Source organism: Stakelama saccharophila (genome assembly GCF_032229225.1).
GTDB lineage: Bacteria > Pseudomonadota > Alphaproteobacteria > Sphingomonadales > Sphingomonadaceae > Sphingomonas > Sphingomonas saccharophila.
Window position 1 is genome coordinate 1361938 of sequence record NZ_CP135076.1, and the last position, 17254, is coordinate 1379191.

A 17254-nucleotide genomic window follows, 5' to 3' on the forward strand; every position below is an offset into this window, starting at 1 on the left:
GGATATAATGGCGAAAGCAAAGTACGAGCGGTCCAAACCGCATCTCAACATCGGCACCATCGGTCACGTCGACCACGGCAAGACCACGCTGACGGCCGCGATCACGAAGGTGCTCGCGGAGACGGGCGGCGCGACGTACACCGACTATGCCAATATCGACAAGGCACCCGAAGAGCGCGAGCGCGGCATCACCATCTCGACGGCGCACGTCGAGTATGAGACCGAGAACCGCCACTATGCGCATGTCGACTGCCCCGGCCACGCCGACTATGTGAAGAACATGATCACCGGCGCCGCCCAGATGGACGGTGCGATCCTGGTGGTGTCGGCCGCCGACGGCCCGATGCCGCAGACGCGTGAGCACATCCTGCTCGCCCGCCAGGTCGGCGTGCCCGGCATGGTCGTGTTCATGAACAAGGTCGATCAGGTCGACGACGAAGAGCTTCTCGAACTGGTCGAGCTGGAAATCCGCGAGCTGCTCTCCAGCTACGAATTCGACGGCGACAACATTCCGATCATCAAGGGTTCGGCCCTGGCCGCCATCGAAGACGGCGACGCCAAGATCGGCAAGGACGCCATCCTCGAGCTGATGCGCAACGTCGACGAATATTTCCCGGCCCCCGAGCGTCCGCTGGACAAGCCGTTCATGATGCCGATCGAAGACGTGTTCTCGATCTCGGGTCGCGGTACGGTCGTCACCGGTCGTATCGAGACCGGCGTCATCAAGGTCGGCGAGGAAGTCGAGATCGTCGGCATCACCGACACCCGCAAGACCACGGTCACAGGCGTCGAGATGTTCCGTAAGCTGCTCGACGAAGGCCATGCCGGCGACAATGTCGGCGCCCTGCTGCGCGGCGTTGCCCGTGACGACGTGGAGCGTGGCCAGGTGCTCGCCAAGCCGGGTTCGATCACGCCGCACACCGAGTTCAAGTCGGAAGTGTACGTCCTGTCGAAGGACGAGGGTGGCCGTCACACGCCGTTCTTCGCGAACTATCGTCCGCAGTTCTACTTCCGCACGACCGACGTGACCGGCACCGTCGAGCTGCCCGAGGGCACCGAGATGGTCATGCCGGGCGACAATGTCGCGCTGGGCGTCAAGCTGATCGCGCCGATCGCCATGGACGTCGGTCAGCGCTTCACCATCCGCGAGGGCGGCCGCACCGTCGGCGCGGGTGTCGTGAGCAACATCGACAAGTAATCGACGCCCGCAAGGGCCGAGAGTAAAGAGCCCGGCTTCTCCTTGGGGGAGGCCGGGCTTTTTGTTTTGCGGGGCTGTGGCGCGCCGCTTATGAAGCAGACAAGCCGTTCATGGTCTGTTGAGACAGCGTTCGGACCAAGCGATAAAGTTTCATGCTCACCACCGATCACCTGCTCCTTCGTCGCCCGAGGGGGTAGCTTTTTATGTGCGAGCGAGGCTCGCTGCGTTCTCGGAAGGAAGATTTCAGAACACCGAGCATCGGACCATACCCGTTTGCCCTGAGCCCCTCGAAGGGCTGTTCTTCCTTTTGTTCGCAGCAGGCAAAGCCAGGGCTTCGATAAGCTCAGCCCGAACGGCGGGCACATCCAGATTAATGCTCGACACGCCAAGATATGTTTGCTCGGCACAGAGTCGCACAGCCGTTGCAGCGGCAATGTCTAAAGGAGCATCCCGCACGAGCGCATGGGCGAACAAAATCTCTCATCCGGGCTTGATCTGCCCTTCGCTTCGCTATAGAGGCGCGCCTTCACATTTGGTTTTGAACAGCAAGAGGCGGCCTTTCAGCCGTCGCCCCGGCACATGCCGGCGTGGCGTTTGAGAGAGCCACCCCGCTCTTTCGCATCGGTAGGGACATGGAAGCTCAGAATATCCGCATTCGCCTCAAGGCGTTCGATCATCGCGTGCTCGACCAGGCGACCGGCGATATCGCCGATACCGCACGGCGCACCGGCGCCCTCATCCGTGGCCCCATTCCCATGCCGACGCGCATCGAGAAGTTCACGGTGAACCGCGGCCCGCACATCGACAAGAAGTCGCGCGAGCAGTTCGAGGTCCGCACCTACAAGCGCATGCTGGACATCGTTCAGCCCACGCCGCAGACCGTCGATGCGCTGATGAAGCTGGATCTGGCCGCGGGTGTTGATGTCGAGATCAAACTCGCGTAAGGACGCGGCTTCTCGACGATAAAGAGATTCGGGCGGAAGCTTTCCGTCGTCCCCGCGAAGGCGGGGATCCATGTCTCTCTCCGTATGTCGGGCCGCAAATCTCGCGGCGCAGCATTCGGATGGAGGGATAGGCCCCCGCCTCTGCGGGGGCTGCGAACGAAAGGCCCCAGGCTTTTCATTCTTGGGATACCGCCAGTGTCTTCGGACGCTGGGTCTGCGTCCCCCGTCATGCCCGGTTCGCCGGGTGCCAGCCCGGGACGGGGCACGCATCGCACATATTGGGCTGAGGCACGCCCGCGGGGGATGGTCTTCCGCGGGCCTCTGTATGGGAGTGAGTGGATCATGCGCACTGGCGTGATCGCGAAGAAAATGGGGATGACCCGCCTGTTCCAGGACGACGGCCGGCACGTGCCGGTGACCGTTCTGGCGCTCGAAGGCGTGCAGGTCGTCGCCCGTCGCGAAATGGACAGGGATGGCTACACCGCCGTTCAGGTTGGTGCCGGCACCGCCAAGGTTAAGAACGTCGCGAAGCCGCAGCGCGGCCATTTCGGCAAGGCCGAGGTGGAGCCGAAGGCGATGCTTTGCGAGTTCCGGGTCGAGGAAGACGGCCTGCTCGACGTGGGCGCCGAGCTTTCGGCCGACCATTTCGTCGCCGGTCAGATGGTCGACGTTTCGGGCCGCACCCAGGGCAAGGGTTTCGCCGGCGCCATGAAGCGCTGGGGCTTCGGCGGTCTGCGCGCCACCCACGGCGTGTCCGTTTCGCATCGTTCGCATGGTTCGACCGGTAACCGGCAGGATCCGGGCCGCGTCTTCAAGAACAAGAAGATGGCCGGCCATATGGGCGACCGGAACCGCACGCAGCAGAATCTCGAGATCGTGTCGACCGACGTCGAGCGCGGCCTGATCTTCGTGAAGGGCTCGGTGCCCGGTCACAAGGGCGCCTGGCTGATCGTCAAGGACGCGGTGAAGGTTCCGCGCCACGCCGACGCGCCGTATCCGGCGGGCCTCAGGGCCGCCAATTCCAACGATGGCGCTTCCGCCGACAAGCCCGCTGATGAAGCGGCGCCTGCGGAAGCGACCGAAGGCCAGGAGGGCTGATAACGTGAAGGTCAAGGTTCAGACCCTCGACGGCAAGGCGGCGAAGGGCGCCGATATCGACCTGAAGGACGATATCTTCGGCCTCGATCCGCGTGCCGACATTCTCCACCGTGTCGTCACCTGGCAGCTCGAAAAGCGCCGGGGTACGGCCCGCGGCGCGCGCGAGCGTTCCGACGTCGCGCGCACCGGCAAGAAGTGGGGCCGTCAGAAGGGCAGCGGCGGCGCCCGTCACGGTGACAAGCGCGCCCCGATCTTCATCGGCGGCGGCAAGGCGCACGGCCCGCGCGTTCGCGACTTCAATCCGTCGCTGAACAAGAAGATCCGCGCGCTCGGGCTGAAGATGGCGCTTTCGAGCCATGCCAAGGCGGGTTCGCTGGTCGTTCTCGAGTCAATCGAGGTGAAGGACGGCAAGACGAAGGCGCTCAAGGGCGACTTCGCCAAGCTGGGCTTCGGCGGCAGCGCGCTGGTCATCGACGGCGAGGCGGTCGAGACGAGTTTCGCCCGCGCGGCGCACAACCTGGCGGGCGTCAACGTCCTGCCGGCGGGCGGCGCGAACGTGTACGACATCCTGAAGCATGACACGCTGGTGCTGACGCGCGCCGCGGTCGAGAAGCTGGAGGCGCGGTTCAATGGCTAAGAAGCCTGCCAAGCAGGCGGTGGACAACCGCCATTACGACGTGGTGCTCGCGCCCCACATCACCGAGAAGTCGACGCTGGTGAGCGAGGCGAATGCGGTGGTGTTCAAGGTGGCGAACGACGCGACCAAGCCCGAGATCAAGGCAGCGGTCGAAGCGCTGTTCGATGTCTCGGTCACGGGCGTCAACACCATTGTCCAGAAGGGCAAGACCAAGAAGTGGAAGGGCGCGCCGTATCGCCGCTCCGACATGAAGAAGGCGATCGTGACGCTGAAGGACGGCGACTCGATCGACGTGACGACGGGGATCTGAGGCAGATGGCACTCAAGCATTACAATCCGACCTCGCCGGCGCGACGTGGACTGATCCTCGTCGACCGTTCCGGCCTGCACAAGGGCGACCCCGTCAAGGCGCTTACCGAGGGCAAGCGTAAGTCCGGCGGCCGCAACAACAAGGGTCACGTGACGTCGCGCGGTATCGCCGGCGGCCACAAGCAGCGCTATCGGTTCATCGATTTCAAGCGCCGCAAGTGGGACATGGAAGCGACCGTGGAGCGGATCGAATACGATCCTAACCGCACCGCCTTCATCGCCCTGATCAAGTATGAGGACGGCGAACTCGCCTATATCATCGCGCCGCAGCGTCTGGCCGCGGGCGACAAGATCGTCGCCGGCAGGAAGGTCGACACCAAGCCGGGCAATGCGATGGAGCTGGGTCAGATGCCGGTCGGCACCATCTGCCACAATGTGGAGATGAAGCCGGGCAAGGGCGGTCAGATCGCACGCTCCGCCGGCACCTATGTCCAGGTCGTCGGCCGCGACCGCGGCATGGTGATCGTCCGCCTGAATTCGGGCGAGCAGCGCTACGTCCATGCGAATTGCATGGGAACGGTCGGTGCCGTCTCCAACCCCGACAACGGCAACCAGAACTTCGCCAAGGCCGGTCGCACCCGCTGGAAGGGCAGGCGTCCGCTGACGCGCGGTGTCGCGAAGAACCCGGTCGACCACCCCCATGGTGGCGGTGAAGGCCGGACTTCGGGCGGTCGCCATCCGGTCACGCCGTGGGGCAAGCCGACCAAGGGCGCGCGCACGCGCAACAACAAGCAGACCGACCGCATGATCATCCGGTCGCGTCACGCGAAGAAGAAGGGTTAACGGCAATGGCTCGTTCTGTTTGGAAAGGCCCGTTCGTCGAACTGAGTCTGCTGAAGAAGGCGGAAGCCGCGCAGGAAGCCGGTGGCCGTGCGCCGATCAAGACCTGGTCGCGCCGCTCCACCATCCTGCCGCAGTTCGTCGGGCTGACGTTCAGCGTCTATAACGGCCGTAAGTTCGTGCCGGTTTCGGTCAACGAGGACATGGTCGGCATGAAGCTGGGTGAGTTCGCGCCGACGCGTTTCTTCCCCGGCCACGCCGCCGACAGGAAGGGTAAGCGCTGATGTCGAAGCAAGCAGCTCCGCGTCGCGTCGGCGACAATGAAGCGCTGGCGGTCGGCACCACGATCCGTGGTTCGGCCCAGAAGCTCAATCTGGTCGCCGGTCTGATCCGCGGCAAGAAGGCGGAAGAGGCGATGAACATCCTGGCGTTCTCGTCGAAGGCGATGGCCGTCGACGCGCGCAAGGTGCTGGCATCGGCGATCGCCAATGCCGAGAACAACCACAATCTCGACGTCGACGCGCTGGTCGTCGCCGAAGCATCGGTCGGCAAGTCGCTGACCATGAAGCGCTTCGCGACGCGCGGCCGTGGCAAGTCCACGCGCATCCTGAAGCCGTTTTCGCGGCTCCGGATCGTCGTGCGTGAAGCGGAAGAGGCATAAGTCATGGGTCAGAAGAGCAATCCGATCGGCCTCCGGCTCCAGGTCAACCGCACCTGGGACAGCCGCTGGTTCGCCGAAGGCCATGATTACGGCCGCCTCCTCATGGAGGACCTGAAGATCCGCAAGTACATCCTCGAGAAGGTGCCGCAGGCTGCCATCTCGAAGGTGGTGATCGAGCGTCCGGCCAAGCTGTGCCGCATCTCCGTCTATGCCGCGCGCCCCGGCGTGATCATCGGCAAGAAGGGTGCGGACATAGAAAGGCTTCGTCGCACGCTGTCCGACATGACGCAGTCCGACGTGAGCCTGAACATCGTCGAGATCCGCAAGCCGGAAATCGACGCCAAGCTCGTCGCGCAGGGCGTCGCCGACCAGCTCGAGCGCCGCATCGCCTTCCGCCGCGCCATGAAGCGCGCGGTGCAGTCGGCGCTGCGCCTGGGCGCGGAGGGCATTCGGATCACCTGTTCGGGTCGCCTCGGCGGCGCCGAGATCGCGCGGACCGAATGGTATCGCGAGGGCCGTGTGCCGCTGCACACGCTGCGTGCGAACGTCGATTACGCCGAAGCGACCGCCTACACCGCCTACGGCGTGTGCGGCGTGAAGGTGTGGATCTTCAAGGGCGAGATCCTGGGCCACGATCCGTTGGCGCAGGACCGCCTGATGATGGAGGCTCAGACCTCCGGCGTGCGTCCGGCGCGCTAATCAGGGACTAGGAAAGAGCAATGCTGCAACCGAAGCGCACCAAGTTCCGCAAGGCGCACAAGGGCCGTATCCACGGCGCCGCCAAGGGCGGCACGAGCCTGAATTTCGGCTCGTACGGCCTGAAGGCGCTGGAGCCGGAGCGGGTCACCGCCCGCCAGATCGAGGCCGCCCGTCGTGCCATCACGCGCCACATCAAGCGTCAGGGACGCTTGTGGATCCGCGTGTTCCCGGACGTGCCGGTGTCGAAGAAGCCCGCCGAAGTCCGTCAGGGCAAGGGCAAGGGCAGCCCGGAATACTGGGCCGTCCGCGTGAAGCCCGGCCGTATCCTGTTCGAGCTGGACGGCGTCGCCGGCCCGCTGGCGGCCGAGGCGTTCGAGCGCGCGGCGATGAAGCTTCCGATCAAGACCCGTGTGGTGGCCCGCCTCGGCGACCACTCGCACAAGGAGGGTTGAGGACAATGACGAAGGTATCCGATTTTCGGGCCAAGACCGACGACCAGCTTGCCGAGGATCTCGGCAACCTGAAGCGCGAGCAGTTCAACCTGCGCTTTCAGGCCGCGACCCAGCAGCTCGAGAAGTCGAGCCGCGTCAAGGAGGTTCGTCGCGACATCGCCCGCATCAAGACTCTGCAGAACGAGCGCCAGCGCTCGGCTGCCAAGTAAGGGACGAACTGACATGCCGAAGCGCGTGCTGACCGGGATGATCGTCTCGGACAAGACCGACAAGACGGTGGTGGTGAAGGTGGAGCGGCAGATCAAGCATCCGCTCTACGGCAAGATCATGCGCCGCTCGAAGAAATATCATGCCCATGACGAGGGCAATGCGTACAAGGCCGGCGAGACCGTGCGGATCGAAGAGATCGCGCCGATGTCGAAGCTGAAGGCCTGGAAGGTGATCGAGCGGGTGAACACCCACGCGACGCCGGAACGGGCCACGGCCGAGGGTTGAATTCGAACTGAACCCCGTTTGCCCTGAGCTTGTCGAAGGGCTGCACTTCCTGTCGGAAGGAAGAACGGGACTTCGACAAGTTCGGTCCGAACGGGCCGGGCGGAATTAGGAACTTCCGGGCGGGTCCCGGAAAGCCATTTGAGAAGGAATTGGATCCATGATCCAGATGCAGTCCAATCTCGACGTCGCGGACAATAGCGGCGCGAAGCGGGTGCAGTGCATCAAGGTGCTGGGCGGCTCCAAGCGCCGCTTCGCCGGCGTGGGCGACATCATCGTCGTGTCGGTGAAGGAGGCCGCGCCGCGTGGTCGCGTCAAGAAGGGCGACGTTCACCGCGCGGTGATCGTGCGCACCGCCAAGGACGTGCGCCGTCCCGACGGCTCGGTCATCCGCTTCGATTCGAACGCGGCCGTGCTCGTCAACAAGAACGAGGAGCCGATCGGCACCCGTATCTTCGGCCCCGTCGTCCGCGAACTGCGTGCGAAGAAGCACATGAAGATCATCTCGCTCGCTCCGGAGGTGCTGTGATGGCTGCCGCCAAGATCAAGAAGGGCGATCAGGTGATCGTCCTGTCCGGCAAGGACAAGGGCCGCACCGGCGAGGTCGTCCGGTCGCTGCCGCGCGAGGACAAGGTCGTCGTGTCCGGCATCAACGTCGCGGCCCGGCACCGCAAGCCGAGCCAGGAAAATCCGCAGGGCGGTATCGAGCGCCGAGAGGCCCCGATGCACGTCTCCAAGGTCGCGCATGTGACCAAGGACGGCAAGCCCACCCGCGTCCGCTTCGAGGAGCGCGACGGCAAGAAGGTCCGTGTGGCCGTCAAGACCGGGGAGGTCATCAATGGCTGACAAATACGTGCCGCGCATGCGCAAGCGCTACGACGACGAAATCGCCAAGGCGATGACGGAGAAGTTCGGGTACAAGAACCGCTTCGAGGTTCCGCGCGTCGAAAAGATCGTGCTCAACATGGGCGTGGGCGAAGCGACCCAGGATCGCAAGAAGGTCGATCAGGCCGTCGCCGAGATGCAGTTGATCGCGGGCCAGAAGCCCGTGGTGACCAAGGCCAAGAAGTCGATCGCGCAATTCAAGCTGCGTGAAGGCATGGCCATCGGCTGCAAGGTCACGCTGCGGCGTGAGCGCATGTACGAATTTCTCGACCGTCTGGTCACGATCGCGATGCCGCGCATCCGCGACTTCCGTGGCCTGAACCCGAAATCGTTCGACGGTCGCGGCAATTATGCGATGGGGTTGAGGGAACAGCTCATCTTCCCCGAAATCGCATATGACCAGATCGACAAGGTCCGCGGCATGGACATTATCGTGACCACGACCGCGAAGACTGATGATGAAGCACGCGAACTGCTGCGTCTGTTCGGCTTCCCGTTCCCGGCCGAGGCCGACGGTGAAGCGAAGCAGGCGGCATAAGGAAGGAAGAACTTAAGTCATGGCGAAACTGAGTTCGATCAACAAGAACGAGCGTCGCAAGAAGCTGGTGAAGCAATATGCCGGCAAATATGCGAAGCTGAAGGCTATTGCGGACGACGAGAGCCTGGAGTTCCAGGATCGTTGGATCGCGCGTCTGAAGATGGCTGAGCTGCCCCGCAACGCGAATCCCACCAGGATCCGCAACCGGTGCGAGGTGACGGGCCGTCCGCGCGGTTACTACCGCAAGTTCCGTCTCGCGCGCGTCATGCTTCGCGATCTTGCCAACCGCGGCATGATCCCGGGCGTCGTGAAGTCGAGCTGGTAAGGATCACAAGATATGGCATTGACCGATCCCCTGGGTGATATGCTCACCCGCATCCGCAACGGCCAGCGCGCGCGTATGGACAGCGTGCTCACGCCCGCGTCGAAGCTGCGCAGCCGCGTCCTCGACGTGCTGCAGCGCGAGGGCTTTATCCGTGGGTATAGCGAGGAGCAGATGGGCCCCGCCGCCGGTATCCGCATCGAATTGAAATATTTCGAGGGCCAGCCCGCGATCAAGCGTATCGCGCGCGTCTCGAAGCCCGGCCGCCGCGTCTATTCGGGTTCCAGGGAACTGCCGACGGTGCGCAACGGCCTGGGTATCACCATCGTATCGACGCCGCGTGGCGTTCTGTCGGACGCGGAAGCGCGCGAGCAGAATGTCGGTGGCGAAGTTCTGGCGGAGGTGTTCTGATGAGCCGCATCGGCAAAAGGCCGGTCGCGATCCCCAGTGGCGTGACCGCGAACATCGCGGACGGTATCCTGTCGGTGAAGGGCCCCAAGGGCACCCTGTCGCTGAAGCTTGCCGACAATGTCAGCTATGAGGTCAAGGACGACGCGATCTCTGTGCAGCCTGCCAACGATACCAAGAAGGCCCGGTCCTTCTGGGGCATGCAGCGCACCATGGTGCAGAACCTGGTCACCGGCGTGACCGACGGGTTCTCGAAGCGCCTGGAGATCAACGGTGTCGGCTATCGTGCGAACATGCAGGGCAAGAAGCTGAAGCTTCAGCTCGGCTTCAGCCACGATGTCGAGATCGACGTGCCGGAAGGCCTCGACGTCAAGACGCCCGACCAGACCACGGTCGAGGTGTCGGGCATGGACAAGCAGAAGGTCGGCCAGTTGGCCGCGGAGATCCGTCGCTGGCGCAAGCCCGAACCCTATAAGGGCAAGGGCGTGAAATATGCCGGCGAGTATATCTTCCGCAAGGAAGGGAAGAAGAAGTAATGACCAAGGGTCTGTCTCTCTTTCAGAAGCGGCGTCGCCGCAATCGCAGTGCGCTGGCGAAGCGCGCGGGCGGCCGTCCCCGGCTGTCGATCCACCGTTCGGGCAGGCATATCTATGCCCAGGTGATCGACGATAGCGCGGGCAAGACGGTCGCCGCCGCCTCCACGCTGGAAAAGGCCGAGCGCGGCAAGAACGGCGCGAATATCGACGCCGCCAGGGATGTCGGCAGCCGCGTTGCGGAAGCTGCGAAGAAGGCCGGCGTCACCAGGGTGGTTTTCGATCGTGGCGGGTTCCTGTTCCACGGTCGCGTCAAGGCGCTCGCCGATGCGGCGCGTGAAGGCGGATTGGAGTTTTAAGGCATGGCGGAAGAAAACACGACGGGCGAAGGCAACCAGCCCGAGCAGACCATCGCTCCCGAAACCAAGCCGCAGGAAGTGACGCACAAGGCGCAGGAAACGCAGCCTTCGGGTCGCGGTCCGCGCGGTGGTCGCGGCGGCGGCGGTGGCCGCGGTCGCGGCGGTGATCGGGGCGGTCGGGGTCGGCGCGACGATCGTCGCGGCGGGCGCGGCGGCAGCGACGATGGCGAGGAGCTGATCGAGAAGCTCGTCCACATCAACCGCGTCTCCAAGACGGTGAAGGGCGGCAAGCGCTTCGGCTTTGCGGCACTCGTCGTCGTCGGCGACGGCAAGGGCCGGGTCGGCTTCGGCCACGGCAAGGCGCGCGAGGTTCCCGAGGCGATTTCCAAGGCGACCGCGTCGGCGAAGAAGAAGATGGTCCGCGTGCCGCTGCGCGAGGGTCGGACGCTGCACCATGACGGCCGTGGTCATTTCGGCGCGGGTCGCGTCTATGTCCGTGCGGCGCCGTCGGGCACCGGCATCATCGCCGGCGGTCCGATGCGTGCGGTGTTCGAATCGCTGGGTGTCGCGGACGTGGTGACCAAGTCGGTCGGCACCTCCAATCCCTATAACATGATCCGCGCGACCTTCGAGGCGCTGGGCGACCAGTCGAGCCCGAAGGCGGTGGCGCAGCGCCGCGGCAAGAAGATTGCCGACCTGCTGGGCCGTGGCGGTTCGCAAACGGCCGAGGCGGATGCCGCGGCGGTGACGGAGTAAGCCACCATGGCGAAAAAGGACGAGACGAAGACGCTGAAGGTGACCCAGACCGGGTCGCCGATCCGCCGCGAAAAGCATCAGCGCGCCACGCTGATCGGCATGGGTCTCAACAAGCGTCACAAGACGGTCGAACTGGCCGACACGCCGGCGAATCGCGGCATGATCCGCAAGGTCGCGCATATGGTGTCGGTCGAGGGCTGACGGTATTTCCCTCTCCCGCTTGCGGGAGAGGGCGGCCGAGCCCGGCGCAGGCCGCGTGAGGTCGGGAGAGGGCTGGGTCGTGAAGGGTTGCTTCGGGGTTTCCTTGCGATCCTTCACGACCCAGCCCTCACCATCGCCGGGCCTGTCGGCCCGTCTCTCCTCTCCCGAGGGGAGAGGATAATTTCAGCGCGAACACAGCGAAAGCGAGTGCAGACATGAAACTCAACGAACTAAAGGACAACAAGGGCGCCCGGCAGGACCGCGTGCGCGTCGGGCGCGGCATCGGCTCGGGCCTGGGCAAGACCGCCGGTCGCGGCCAGAAGGGTCAGAAGAGCCGCGAGGGCGTCGCCGTAAAGGGCTTCGAGGGCGGTCAGATGCCGCTCCACATGCGCCTGCCGAAGCGCGGCTTCAACAATCCCTTTGCCAAGGACTTTGCCGAGGTAAATCTGGGAGCGGTGCAGAAGGCGATCGACGCCAAGAAGCTGGACGCGAAGAAGGATGTCGACCACGCGGCGTTGAAGGCCGCCGGCCTGGCGCGCGGCGGCAAGGACGGCGTCCGCCTGCTCGGCAAGGGCGATTTCTCGGCGAAGCTGAAATTCGTCGTCGCCGGCGCGTCGAAGGGCGCGAAGGAAGCGGTCGAGAAGGCCGGCGGATCGGTCGAGGTGGTCGAGCGCGTTTCCGCTGCCGAGAAGGCCGCCGCCAAGAAGGGCAAGGGCGCGAGCGCCAAGAAGGCGGGCTGATCTTCCGCTGCTCGCGACTTCCGGCTTAGACAAGCCGGGTCGGATGACTATATGGAGCGGCGGGGTCGGGGGACGATCCCGCCGCTTTTCTTTATTCGGGACGTGTAGACGATAATGGCAAGTGCCGCCGACAATATGTCCGCCAGTCTGAGCCTGGCCAATTTCAGCAAGGCCACGGAACTCAAGAAGCGCCTGTGGTTTACGCTCGGGGCGCTGATCGTGTTCCGTATGCTGAGCTATGTGCCGCTGCCGGGGATCGACCCCAGTGCGCTGGGCCTGCTCGCGCAGAACACCTCGGGCGGTGTGCTCGATTTCTTCAACAGCTTTTCGGGCGGTTCGCTGAAACGCATGAGCGTTACCGCGCTCGGCGTGATGCCCTACATCACGGCGTCGATCGTGGTGCAGCTCGCCACCTCGCTCAGTCCGCAACTCGGCGCGATCAAGAAGGAAGGCGAATCCGGGCGCAAGCGGCTGAACCAATATACCCGCTACGGCACGGTGGGCCTCACCGCGGTCCAGGGTTATTTCCTCGCCGTCGGCCTGGAAACGCTGGGCGCCAACCAGGGGGTGCAGGCCGTGGTCGACCCCGGCATGCTGTTCCGCGTCGCCGCGGTCGTCAGCCTGGTCGGCGGCACGATGTTCCTGATGTGGCTGGGCGAACAGATCACCAGCCGGGGCATCGGCAACGGCATCTCGCTGATCATCATGGCCGGCATCGTCGCCAGCATGCCGACCGCGCTGGTGCAGTTGTTCGAAGGCGGCCGCGCCGGGACGCTCAACCCGATCACCATCGTCGCCATCATCCTCGCAGTGGCGGGCATCGTCCTGTTCATCTGCTTCATGGAGCGCGCGCAGCGGCGGATCCTGATCCAGTATCCCAAGCGACAGACGCAGCGCGGGATGCAGGCGGAACGCAGCCACCTGCCGCTGAAGATCAACACCGCGGGCGTGATTCCGCCGATCTTCGCATCCTCGCTGCTGCTGATGCCGCTGACCGTTAGCCAGTTCGCCGGCGGCCATGTCGCGGGCGAGAGCATGTGGGGCGACGCCATCATCACGCTCAACCAGTATCTGCAGCACGGATCGCCGATATATATGCTGCTCTACGGCGCGGGCATCATCTTCTTTTCCTTCTTCTACACCGCCGTGGTGTTCAATCCGGAGGAGACGGCCGACAATCTGAAGCGCTATGGCGGGTTCATTCCCGGCATCCGGCCGGGCAAGAGTACAGAGACCTATCTCGATTATGTGCTGACCCGCATCACCGTGATCGGCGCGGCCTATCTGGCCTTCATCTGCCTGGTGCCCGAATATCTGGTTTCGGCGATGTCGATTCCCTTCTATCTCGGCGGCACGAGCCTGCTGATCGTCGTCAACGTGACGATGGACACGGTGGCGCAGATCCAGTCGCACCTGCTGGCGCATCAGTATGGCGACCTGATCAAGAAATCGAAGCTGAAGGGTCGCCGCGGCCGTTGATCCGCCACGCCCTGCGCCAAGCGAGAATAGGGGGACGTTTTCGTGAATATCATCCTGCTCGGGCCGCCGGGCGCCGGTAAGGGAACGCAGGCGAGCAGGCTAGAGGCCGATCGCGGCATGGTGCAGTTGTCGACCGGCGACATGCTGCGTGCCGCGGTGAAGGCGGGTACGCCGACGGGCCTTCAGGCGAAGAAGGTCATGGATGCGGGGGAACTCGTCTCCGACGAGATCGTCTCGGGCATCATCGGCGATCGGCTGGACCAGCCGGATACCGAGAACGGTGTGATTTTCGATGGCTATCCGCGCACGGCGGCGCAGGCCACGGCGCTGGACGAGCTGTTGGCAGAGCGGGGCCGCAAGCTCGATTATGTGATCGAACTCAAGGTCGACGAGGATGCACTGGTCGACCGCATCGTCGGCCGCTTCACCTGCGCGACCTGCGGCGCGGGCTATCACGAGCGCTACAAGCAGCCGAAGGTCGAGGGTAGCTGCGACGTCTGCGGCGGTCACGAGTTCAAGCGGCGCCCCGACGACAATGCGGAGACGGTGCGCACCCGCATGGCCGAATATCGTGCCAAGACGGCGCCCATCCTGCCGATCTACGAAGCGCGCGGCCTGGTGCGGCGCGTCGACGGCATGGCCGATATCGACACGGTGACGCGCGAGATCGAGGCGGTTCTCGATGGAAGGGCTGATTCGGGATCACCGTCGCCCCGAATTTGATCCGGGGGCAGGCAACGGACCGTGCCGCTTGCAGCTCCGGATTCCGGCCTTCGCCGGAACGGCGCGGGGGCGGTGATGAGGTGGCGCTGGCACACGCCGCTTGACAGTGGCGGCCGCGGGGCCTAATTGGGCGTCATTCTGACACACCGGTGATTCCGGCGGCGCGTGCTTGCGTTCGCCGGCATCGTGCGTTTCGGGATTGTCAACGCGACGAGATGGGGTGCGAGCTGCCATGCGGCGCCCCGTGGAGCTGGGAGAAACAAGTACATGGCACGTATCGCGGGTGTGAACATCCCGACCAACAAGCGCGTCGTAATCGCGCTTCAGTATATCCACGGCATTGGTCAGACCAAGGCCAAGGAGATCACGAGCAACCTGAAGATCGCGCCGGAGCGCCGGGTTCAGGACCTGACCGACCAGGAAGTGTTGCAGATTCGCGAAGCGATCGACGGTGGTTACACCGTCGAAGGCGATCTGCGCCGTCAGACCGCGATGAACATCAAGCGGCTGATGGACCTGGCCTGCTATCGCGGGCTGCGTCATCGCAAGGGTCTGCCGGTCCGCGGTCAGCGCACGCATACCAATGCGCGCACCCGCAAGGGCAAGCCCAAGGCGATCGCCGGCAAGAAGAAGTAATTCGCGCGGAGCGCGAATTACTCCGCCGGAGGCAGGTTCAAGGCGAGCCGCCTCCCGGTCTCAGGATTTACAGGTCAGGAACAACAAATGGCACGTGAACCGCAGCGCATTCGCAGGCGCGAGCGCAAGAACATCTCGGCGGGCGTCGCGCATGTGAACGCCAGCTTCAACAACACGATGATCACCATCTGCGATGCCCAGGGCAACGCGATTTCGTGGTCGTCGGCCGGCATGATGGGTTTCAAGGGGTCGCGCAAGTCGACGCCTTACGCCGCCCAGGTCGCCGCCGAGGATGCGGGCAAGAAGGCTGCGGACCACGGCGTCCGCACACTCGAGGTAGAGGTCAAGGGGCCTGGTTCGGGCCGCGAATCGGCGCTTCGCGCGTTGCAGGCGGTCGGTTTCCAGATCACCTCGATCCGGGACGTCACCCCGATCCCGCACAATGGCGTCCGCCCGTCCAAGCGTCGCCGCGTCTGATTTTTTCGTTCCACATCTGCCCCCTCATCGCGCGCACTGAGGGCGGCGGGTTCAGGACATCCCGGCGGGAAACGCGCCCGTTCCCGCCCACAACCTAGGGGAAGCCCGTGTCTGTCAACGCAAAGAACTGGCAGGAACTCAAGAAGCCCAACGGCCTCGAAAAGAAGTCCGGCGGCGATTCCAAGCGCAAGGCGACGTTCGTCGCCGAGCCGTTGGAGCGCGGATTCGGCCTGACGCTCGGCAACGCGCTTCGGCGCGTGCTGCTGTCGTCGCTTCAGGGTGCGGCCGTCACCTCGATCAAGATCGAGAATGTGCTGCACGAATTTTCGAGCCTCGCAGGCGTTCGCGAGGACGTGACCGACATCGTCCTCAACGTGAAGCAGATCGCGCTTAAGATGGAAGGCGAGGGGCCGAAGCGGCTTCAGCTTTCCGCGACCGGTCCGGCCGAGGTGAAGGCCGGCGACATCGCCGTTTCCGGCGACATCGAAGTGCTGAACCCGGATCTGGTGCTGTGCCACCTGGATGACGGCGCGACGCTGAACATGGAACTGACCGCCGACACCGGCAAGGGATATGTCCCTGCGGTGGCGAACCGGCCCGCGGATGCGCCGATCGGCCTGATTCCGGTCGATTCGCTGTATTCGCCGGTGCGCCAGGTCAGCTATAAGGTCGATCCCACCCGCGTCGGCCAGGATCTCGATTACGACAAGCTGACGCTGACGATCGAGACCGACGGCACGATCGGACCCGACGATGCGCTGGCTTATGGTGCCCGCATTCTCCAGGACCAGCTCGCGCTGTTCGTGCATTTCGACGATTCCGCGCTGGCTGCGGCCCAGCCCGCCGGTGCGGCGCAGCCGGGTGGTGCCGCCGAAGGCGAGGGCGATACCGCGCAGATCAATCGGTATCTGCTCAAGAAGGTCGACGAGCTGGAACTGTCGGTGCGGTCGGCCAACTGCCTCAAGAACGACAACATCATCTATATCGGCGACCTGGTCCAGAAGACCGAGGCCGAGATGCTCCGCACGCCGAATTTCGGCCGCAAGTCGTTGAACGAGATCAAGGAAGTGCTCTCGTCCATGGGCCTGCGGCTCGGTATGGACATCCCCGGCTGGCCGCCGGAGAATATCGAGGAAATGGCCAAGAAGCTCGAGCAGGAAATCCTCGGCTAACAGTCTGCCGTCTTGTGCTCCTGCGAAGGCAGGAGCACAGGGCGTCGAGCGAAACAGCCTGCAGCTCTGGACTCCTGCCTTCGCAGGAGTAAGGCGGCGGAAATACGGGTTCCGAACTATTTCGGAACGACGGCAATATGGGTGGCCACCGTCCCACCTGGTCTGGGGTACCTGGAAGGGCGATGGGCGTCCTTCGCGCGGCCCCTTAACGAACGAAGGAAAGAATCATGCGTCATCGTATGGGCGGCCGTAAGCTGCAGCGCACCTCCAGCCACCGTCAGGCCCTGTTCCGCAACATGGCCGCGGCGCTGATCAAGCACGAGCAGATCACCACCACGCTCGCCAAGGCGAAGGAGCTTCGCCCCTATGTCGAAAAGCTGGTGACGCTGGGCAAGAAGGGCGGCCTGTCGAACCGTCGTCTCGCACATGCGCGCCTGCTCGACGACGCGCAGCTCGCCAAGCTGTTCGACGTGCTGGCCAAGCGCTATGCCGATCGCAACGGCGGCTATACCCGCATCATCAAGGCCGGCATCCGCGCCTCGGATGCGTCGCCCATGGCGATCATCGAATTCGTCGACCGCGATGTTGACGCCAAGGGCCAGGATTCCGGCCCGGTGATGGGCGACGAGGATTTCGAAGACGTGGCGTAAGTGATTGATCCCAACCGTTTGTGCTGAGCTTGTCGAAGCACTGCC

Annotated in this window: 28 protein-coding genes; all 28 read left to right on the plus strand. The window is 64.2% G+C overall.

What is annotated here, in order from left to right:
• Positions 1-7: 7 nt before the first annotated feature.
• Positions 8-1198, plus strand: coding sequence for an elongation factor Tu (gene tuf, locus RPR59_RS06305; protein WP_313917814.1), 1191 nt, complete (start codon positions 8-10; stop codon positions 1196-1198).
• A gap of 632 nt (positions 1199-1830) precedes the next feature.
• Entirely contained in the window at positions 1831-2142 is a 312-nt protein-coding gene (gene rpsJ, locus RPR59_RS06310) for a 30S ribosomal protein S10 (protein ID WP_313917816.1), read from the plus strand.
• Between the two features lie 342 nt (positions 2143-2484).
• Complete coding sequence (rplC, locus tag RPR59_RS06315; RefSeq protein ID WP_313917817.1) at positions 2485-3240, plus strand: 50S ribosomal protein L3; 756 nt, start codon at positions 2485-2487, stop codon at positions 3238-3240.
• Between the two features lie 4 nt (positions 3241-3244).
• Positions 3245-3877, plus strand: coding sequence for a 50S ribosomal protein L4 (rplD, locus tag RPR59_RS06320; protein ID WP_313917820.1), 633 nt, complete (start codon positions 3245-3247; stop codon positions 3875-3877).
• Entirely contained in the window at positions 3870-4187 is a 318-nt protein-coding gene (locus RPR59_RS06325; RefSeq protein WP_313917821.1) for a 50S ribosomal protein L23, read from the plus strand. The genes rplD and RPR59_RS06325 overlap by 8 nt, the downstream gene beginning before the upstream one ends.
• A 5-nt stretch (positions 4188-4192) precedes the next feature.
• A complete protein-coding gene (rplB, locus tag RPR59_RS06330; protein ID WP_313917823.1) occupies positions 4193-5029 on the plus strand; it encodes a 50S ribosomal protein L2 in 837 nt (278 codons plus the stop codon).
• Between the two features lie 5 nt (positions 5030-5034).
• On the plus strand, positions 5035-5310 hold the full coding sequence (rpsS, locus tag RPR59_RS06335) for a 30S ribosomal protein S19 (RefSeq protein WP_313917825.1): 276 nt from the start codon (positions 5035-5037) through the stop codon (positions 5308-5310).
• Complete coding sequence (gene rplV / locus RPR59_RS06340) at positions 5310-5687, plus strand: 50S ribosomal protein L22 (RefSeq protein WP_313917827.1); 378 nt, start codon at positions 5310-5312, stop codon at positions 5685-5687. Before rpsS ends, rplV begins: the two co-directional genes overlap by 1 nt.
• A gap of 3 nt (positions 5688-5690) precedes the next feature.
• The gene (gene rpsC / locus RPR59_RS06345) at positions 5691-6386 is read left to right on the plus strand and encodes a 30S ribosomal protein S3 (RefSeq protein WP_313917829.1); all 696 of its coding nucleotides are present in this window, start codon (positions 5691-5693) and stop codon (positions 6384-6386) included.
• Between the two features lie 20 nt (positions 6387-6406).
• Positions 6407-6838 (plus strand): 50S ribosomal protein L16, encoded by a 432-nt coding sequence (rplP, locus tag RPR59_RS06350; protein ID WP_313917831.1) that lies wholly within the window; start codon positions 6407-6409, stop codon positions 6836-6838.
• Between the two features lie 5 nt (positions 6839-6843).
• Positions 6844-7047, plus strand: coding sequence for a 50S ribosomal protein L29 (gene rpmC / locus RPR59_RS06355; RefSeq protein ID WP_313917833.1), 204 nt, complete (start codon positions 6844-6846; stop codon positions 7045-7047).
• A 13-nt stretch (positions 7048-7060) separates the two neighbouring features.
• Entirely contained in the window at positions 7061-7333 is a 273-nt protein-coding gene (gene rpsQ, locus RPR59_RS06360) for a 30S ribosomal protein S17 (RefSeq protein WP_313917836.1), read from the plus strand.
• Between the two features lie 157 nt (positions 7334-7490).
• On the plus strand, positions 7491-7859 hold the full coding sequence (gene rplN, locus RPR59_RS06365; RefSeq protein ID WP_313917838.1) for a 50S ribosomal protein L14: 369 nt from the start codon (positions 7491-7493) through the stop codon (positions 7857-7859).
• Positions 7859-8176: a 50S ribosomal protein L24 gene (gene rplX / locus RPR59_RS06370; protein WP_313917840.1), complete on the plus strand. Its 318-nt coding sequence runs from the start codon at positions 7859-7861 to the stop codon at positions 8174-8176. The genes rplN and rplX overlap by 1 nt, the downstream gene beginning before the upstream one ends.
• Positions 8169-8753 (plus strand): 50S ribosomal protein L5, encoded by a 585-nt coding sequence (gene rplE / locus RPR59_RS06375; protein WP_313917842.1) that lies wholly within the window; start codon positions 8169-8171, stop codon positions 8751-8753. The genes rplX and rplE overlap by 8 nt, the downstream gene beginning before the upstream one ends.
• A gap of 19 nt (positions 8754-8772) precedes the next feature.
• Positions 8773-9078, plus strand: a complete 306-nt coding sequence (gene rpsN / locus RPR59_RS06380) for a 30S ribosomal protein S14 (protein WP_313917846.1) — start codon at positions 8773-8775, stop codon at positions 9076-9078.
• A gap of 12 nt (positions 9079-9090) precedes the next feature.
• Positions 9091-9486 (plus strand): 30S ribosomal protein S8, encoded by a 396-nt coding sequence (rpsH, locus tag RPR59_RS06385; RefSeq protein WP_313917848.1) that lies wholly within the window; start codon positions 9091-9093, stop codon positions 9484-9486.
• Positions 9486-10019, plus strand: coding sequence for a 50S ribosomal protein L6 (gene rplF, locus RPR59_RS06390; RefSeq protein ID WP_313917850.1), 534 nt, complete (start codon positions 9486-9488; stop codon positions 10017-10019). Before rpsH ends, rplF begins: the two co-directional genes overlap by 1 nt.
• Positions 10019-10375: a 50S ribosomal protein L18 gene (gene rplR / locus RPR59_RS06395; protein ID WP_313917851.1), complete on the plus strand. Its 357-nt coding sequence runs from the start codon at positions 10019-10021 to the stop codon at positions 10373-10375. The genes rplF and rplR overlap by 1 nt, the downstream gene beginning before the upstream one ends.
• A 3-nt stretch (positions 10376-10378) precedes the next feature.
• A complete protein-coding gene (gene rpsE, locus RPR59_RS06400; protein WP_313917852.1) occupies positions 10379-11131 on the plus strand; it encodes a 30S ribosomal protein S5 in 753 nt (250 codons plus the stop codon).
• Positions 11132-11137: 6 nt separating this feature from the next.
• Positions 11138-11332, plus strand: coding sequence for a 50S ribosomal protein L30 (gene rpmD / locus RPR59_RS06405; protein WP_313917853.1), 195 nt, complete (start codon positions 11138-11140; stop codon positions 11330-11332).
• Between the two features lie 215 nt (positions 11333-11547).
• On the plus strand, positions 11548-12072 hold the full coding sequence (rplO, locus tag RPR59_RS06410) for a 50S ribosomal protein L15 (protein WP_313917855.1): 525 nt from the start codon (positions 11548-11550) through the stop codon (positions 12070-12072).
• Between the two features lie 114 nt (positions 12073-12186).
• Positions 12187-13551 (plus strand): preprotein translocase subunit SecY, encoded by a 1365-nt coding sequence (gene secY / locus RPR59_RS06415; RefSeq protein WP_313917856.1) that lies wholly within the window; start codon positions 12187-12189, stop codon positions 13549-13551.
• A gap of 42 nt (positions 13552-13593) precedes the next feature.
• A complete protein-coding gene (locus tag RPR59_RS06420) occupies positions 13594-14274 on the plus strand; it encodes an adenylate kinase (RefSeq protein WP_313917857.1) in 681 nt (226 codons plus the stop codon).
• Positions 14275-14541: 267 nt separating this feature from the next.
• The gene (gene rpsM, locus RPR59_RS06425) at positions 14542-14910 is read left to right on the plus strand and encodes a 30S ribosomal protein S13 (RefSeq protein WP_313917859.1); all 369 of its coding nucleotides are present in this window, start codon (positions 14542-14544) and stop codon (positions 14908-14910) included.
• A gap of 87 nt (positions 14911-14997) precedes the next feature.
• Complete coding sequence (gene rpsK / locus RPR59_RS06430) at positions 14998-15387, plus strand: 30S ribosomal protein S11 (protein WP_313917860.1); 390 nt, start codon at positions 14998-15000, stop codon at positions 15385-15387.
• 107 nt (positions 15388-15494) lie between these two features.
• Positions 15495-16559 carry a DNA-directed RNA polymerase subunit alpha gene (locus RPR59_RS06435; RefSeq protein ID WP_313917863.1) on the plus strand — a complete coding sequence of 355 codons (1065 nt, stop codon included), beginning with the start codon at positions 15495-15497 and terminating at the stop codon, positions 16557-16559.
• Between the two features lie 227 nt (positions 16560-16786).
• The gene (gene rplQ, locus RPR59_RS06440) at positions 16787-17209 is read left to right on the plus strand and encodes a 50S ribosomal protein L17 (protein ID WP_313917864.1); all 423 of its coding nucleotides are present in this window, start codon (positions 16787-16789) and stop codon (positions 17207-17209) included.
• Positions 17210-17254: the final 45 nt, after the last annotated feature.